The 4,461-nt window shown below is 38.2% G+C and carries 2 protein-coding genes; both read right to left on the bottom strand.

Going from position 1 to position 4,461, the window contains the following annotated elements; genetic code table 11:
* Window positions 1–3,348: FG-GAP-like repeat-containing protein (locus BHECKSOX2_RS04290; protein ID WP_180323655.1), on the bottom strand; the 3,348-nt coding region annotated here is incomplete at its 3' end.
* 28 nt (window positions 3,349–3,376) lie between these two features.
* Window positions 3,377–3,925, bottom strand: coding sequence for a restriction endonuclease subunit S domain-containing protein (locus BHECKSOX2_RS04295; RefSeq protein WP_139682608.1), 549 nt, complete (start codon window positions 3,923–3,925; stop codon window positions 3,377–3,379).
* Window positions 3,926–4,461: the final 536 nt, after the last annotated feature.

A 4,461-nucleotide genomic window follows, 5' to 3' on the forward strand; every position in this document is an offset into this window, starting at 1 on the left:
TAGGATATCTTGTGGTTTGTTTTCTACCCATTGATAATGCACTTTAGTGGTGGTGCCATCGGCTCTACTCTCTAGGGTTTTTCTGCCAAGGGAGTCATATTGCCAAGTGGTACTTAAGCCGTTAGGGCCTGTGAGGGTTAGAATGTTGCCTGTTTTGGCATCGAAGGTTTTGGTTTCAAAGTGACCTAAAGCATTGGTAGTTTTGATTGGAAACTTGCCATCAGCAGAATACTTAATGGTCGTGCTGCTACTAACAATACCGTTGCCTGTTGTTGTGCTTTTGGTTTTGTTGCCAAAACGGTCATATTTATAAGTGGTGGTTAGGGACTTATTGGTTTGGGGCGCAATGGTTTCGGAGGATAGCAAGCCTTTGTTGTTGTAGGTAAAGCTGGAGGTGCGGGTGATATTGGGCGTGTTGGGGGCTTTGTGAGTGACAGTGGCTTTGGTTAGTCTGCCTAGGTGCCACTTGGCAGGATCGTTATTATAGGTGTTTTGGGTGGTTTTGGTAAAGGTGTTATCATTGCCCTTGGTGGTTACTGAGATGGTGCCGACATTGCCGTAGTTGTCAATATTGGATTGATTGGTGGTAACGGTAGTTAGTAAATTACTTGAATTGAAATCATAGGATTTTTCTTGGCTTTGGTATAAATAAAGCGAATGGACTTTGTTGTTATGAAGAGACTTGTTGCGATAAGTATTTATTTGTTGGTTCAACAACTGGCGAGATCCGTTGGTTTCAATATATTCTTTGGTTGCAGTAACTTGAGCAGCATAAGGATAAGATTGATTGTATTCAGTGCGGGTGAGTTTGTTAGATTGTAAGTCTTTTTTCTCAATCCAGCCAAAGCCTAGATTGCCTCTGCCTTTGACATTGACTTTGGCTTTGCCGTATTGATAAGTGGCGGTGTTTTGTCCGCCAATGGCATTGTCGGTGGTGACAGATGAGATGACTTGACGGGCATTTTGGATGTTGATGTTTGGGTAAGATCCATTGACACCTTTAGTATAAACAGATGAGTCGGTTAAGGGTTTATAATTTAGGGTGGTTTGAATGCCGAAGCCGTTGGTGATAGAGCTAAGCTTTGTTGCTTGTTTGCGTTGATTAATGAAAGTTACTGTATTGTCTGGTCGACTTGTGACTACATCCACCAAGCCATCACCATTTAAATCAACAAAGCGAGTACCAGTATTTTTATGGTTGTTATTGGCAGTTTTTGCAGAGGTTTGATGTTTATAACTTCTAACCCAACTGCTACCTGTATTAAGATAGACTTTCTTAGTTGTGTGAATGCCTTCTAAAACATCAATTAATCCATCGCTATTAATATCCACAAAACGAATACCAGTATCTTCATGACCACTGGTTAAAATTGATTCAGGAAGGATGAAATCATGCGTTGATGACCAACCGTTACCCGTATTCAAATAAACTGCTTTACTACCACCTTTGCCGTACAACATATCAACAAGTCCATCACCGTTGATATCTAATAGTTTGACAGGTGAATTACCTATAGATACACTTGTTTTGATGGGTTTTGGTAAAGCGTAATTGTTAGATACTTTCCAACTGTTGCCTTGGTTAATATAAGTTGTTGTAACGTCACCTAATGCTTTAATAATATCATCCAAACCATCATTATTTATATCAGCTATTTTTACGCCCATCTGTTTATAGCCAAAGAAATCTGGGCCAACTCTTCTCCCAATTGTTTCGGTTATACTATTGGTTATATTAATTGGAATAGCTAAATTGCTACTTTCTACCCAGTTACTGCCATTATTTAAATAAGCCTTTTTATCATTATCTCTACCATAAACAATGTCTATCAAGCCATCGCCATTGAGTTCTGCAAAATGCATACCTGATGGTTTACGATATAAAATTCCATCTTTAGAAACCTCTATCCACCAATTATTATCCCTTTCTTCCACAAACCATATTCTATAAGTATAAGTGCTAACGATAGGTTGTGGCAATACAAAACTACTACTTAGCTGCCAGCCACTGCCTGTATTTAAATAGACTTTCTTGTACGATTGTTCGCCTCTAACATAATCCAGTAAACCGTCACCATTAACATCTAAAAACCTAACGCCTTGATCTTCAAAGGCATCATTAACAATAGGTTCGTTCAATTTATAACTACTATTTTCCAACCAACCCTGAGCTGTATTGATATATGTTTTTCTATCAGTACCCTTGCTATAAATAAAATCTACTAAACCATCACCGTTAACATCTCTTAACCTGGCCCCTTGATCTTTATTATCTTTATTAGCAATGAATTTTTTAGGATAATATTTTTCGACTTTCTGCCAATTTTCCTGACTTGTATTACTTACATCACTTGCATCACTTGCATCACTTTCTTCCCACTCAAACTCAGTTTTTGGCAAGCATTTGTCGTTAACACATTCCTCAATTGAGCTTAATTGGCTTCTCTTAGGTGTGCCGTAGTATTGATAGCTTAAATCATAATCTCTAAGGCTGTTGTTGTTTGTGTATGTGGTAATATTACTCAAGCGTTTGGTTTGTTGTAGTTTGCTGCCTGCTTGATAAGAGGTATGAGTATCATCTCTATCTTCATAAGTCAACCTAACTGAATTACCAGCATAATTAATGCGCTGTAAAGTGTATTCACCTTTGTCATTGTCTTCGTTATAAACATAATTCATTGAATTATTAGCAGCATCGGTGATTTTATTAACCGCCCAAAATCTAACAACTGATTTACCTTGTGCTTCAATCTTGGAATCATCCGTATTACCATACTCAAAGGTTTGTCCGCTTTTGGTTTTAACCGTCCAATGATTGCCCGTGAATTTAACTCTACGAAAGCTCTCAATCTCAGTGCGATATTCTGAACCTGATTTACCATCTTGCCCACTAATGGCGATTAGGCGCTGGCCATCTAGGCAATATCTGTCATTATCATTATAACCAACCCCGCCTTTCATGCTATCAGTAGCAATGGTTTTACTACAACGATGGATGGCCGATAAACCACTTAGGCCAAACCCTATGCCAAGCAAGCCATTGCCTGAGTTAGAGTTATAATTAATTGAGAGCTCTGGCTTCATGCCACTGATACCCGGTGGCATAGTAATTGGAATGCTGTAATTAACAGCGCCTTGTTCTACACTAAGTGCACCTGCTGTAGAACCCACTAGAGCTGAAGTGTCAATAATAGGTAATGGTTCAGTACTAAAAGCTTGATAAGGGAATAGACTTGATAAGCCCAAGAACAGCGTTGTAAGGCTGGTGGCAAGTAGTGTTTTGATGCGTTTCAACAATGCTAGTGTGTTTATTGTAAATAGTTTGTTCAGTGTTTTAAGTCTTATCATTCTTTATCCTTTGTCATGTGTATTGTTATTACGGGTTTTGTTTTAAAGCTTCTAGTTGCGCTTTAATGTCTTTAATCTTTTGTTGCTGGGTAGCTCGTCGTTTGTCTAGTTCTTTTTGCTGTTGTTCGCTCAATGGCACCACTGGCAGATTTAGCCCAGCAATAAGACTGTCCATCTTAGCAATAATGCCGTCTGCCTCAGTAATGAGTGCATCCGTTTGTTTGATTTCCTCTTTATCTAAGGGTGGCAGTGGCTTAGGGAAGCCTGGTGGTAGGCGCGGGTCATTATTAGTAGCCTCGTTACTTACTTGGTTTGAATTGTTATTTGAATTGTTGCTTGGGTTAAATGGGTCTTGGGTTTGGTTGGTATTGGCTTGTGTATTGGTGTTAGTGTTGTTAGTGTTGTTACTGGGTGTTACTTGTGCGTGGTTATCAACTGAGGTATTTGTATTAGATGGGGTGATAACTGAAACACTAGATTGGGTATCTTGATTGTCTACATTTAAAGAAACAATAAGACCTGCTATTAACAAAATAAAAACAATGGAAATTAAAGATTTTTGTTGTGTTTGGGTCATTTATTAATGTTGTGTGTGAAACATAAGATTTGTGATTTGTGTAGTATAACTTATAATTATTTGACTTGCAACAATATTAGAAAAACAAGTTAAATCTAGAATCTTGAATGCGCATAACAAGTGCAATTTTAATTGTCATTAAATAGCCGGTTGTAACAAACTTTGCTATTTTCTTACCACAGGAAATTGCAATGCACTATCAACAACTGACTAACGATAAACGATACCAGATAAAAGCGTGTTTACAACTGCATATGAATCAGATTGGCAATGCCAATCTGTTAAACAAAAGTCCAGTAACTATCTCATGTGAGATTAGGCGCAATAACTGGTAAGCAGGTTATCGACCCAAACAAGCCAATGATCAAGCAACAGCACATAGACTTGGCACTAAGGAGCACATTAAACTAACCGATAAACTTAAACAAGACATTGCCAAACTGATTAAACAAGAACTTAGTCCAAAACAAGCTTGTGATTATCTTGTAGCACACAGTAAAACTAAGCTGCATCATGAAACGGTCTCCAAGTGTGTA

Source organism: thiotrophic endosymbiont of Bathymodiolus puteoserpentis (Logatchev), assembly GCF_900127505.1.
GTDB lineage: Bacteria > Pseudomonadota > Gammaproteobacteria > PS1 > Pseudothioglobaceae > Thiodubiliella.

Bases quoted from the DNA above. Each gene is read 5' to 3' on its own strand.
- BHECKSOX2_RS04295 (WP_139682608.1), bottom strand. From the start codon at position 3,925: ATGACCCAAACACAACAAAAATCTTTAATTTCCATTGTTTTTATTTTG.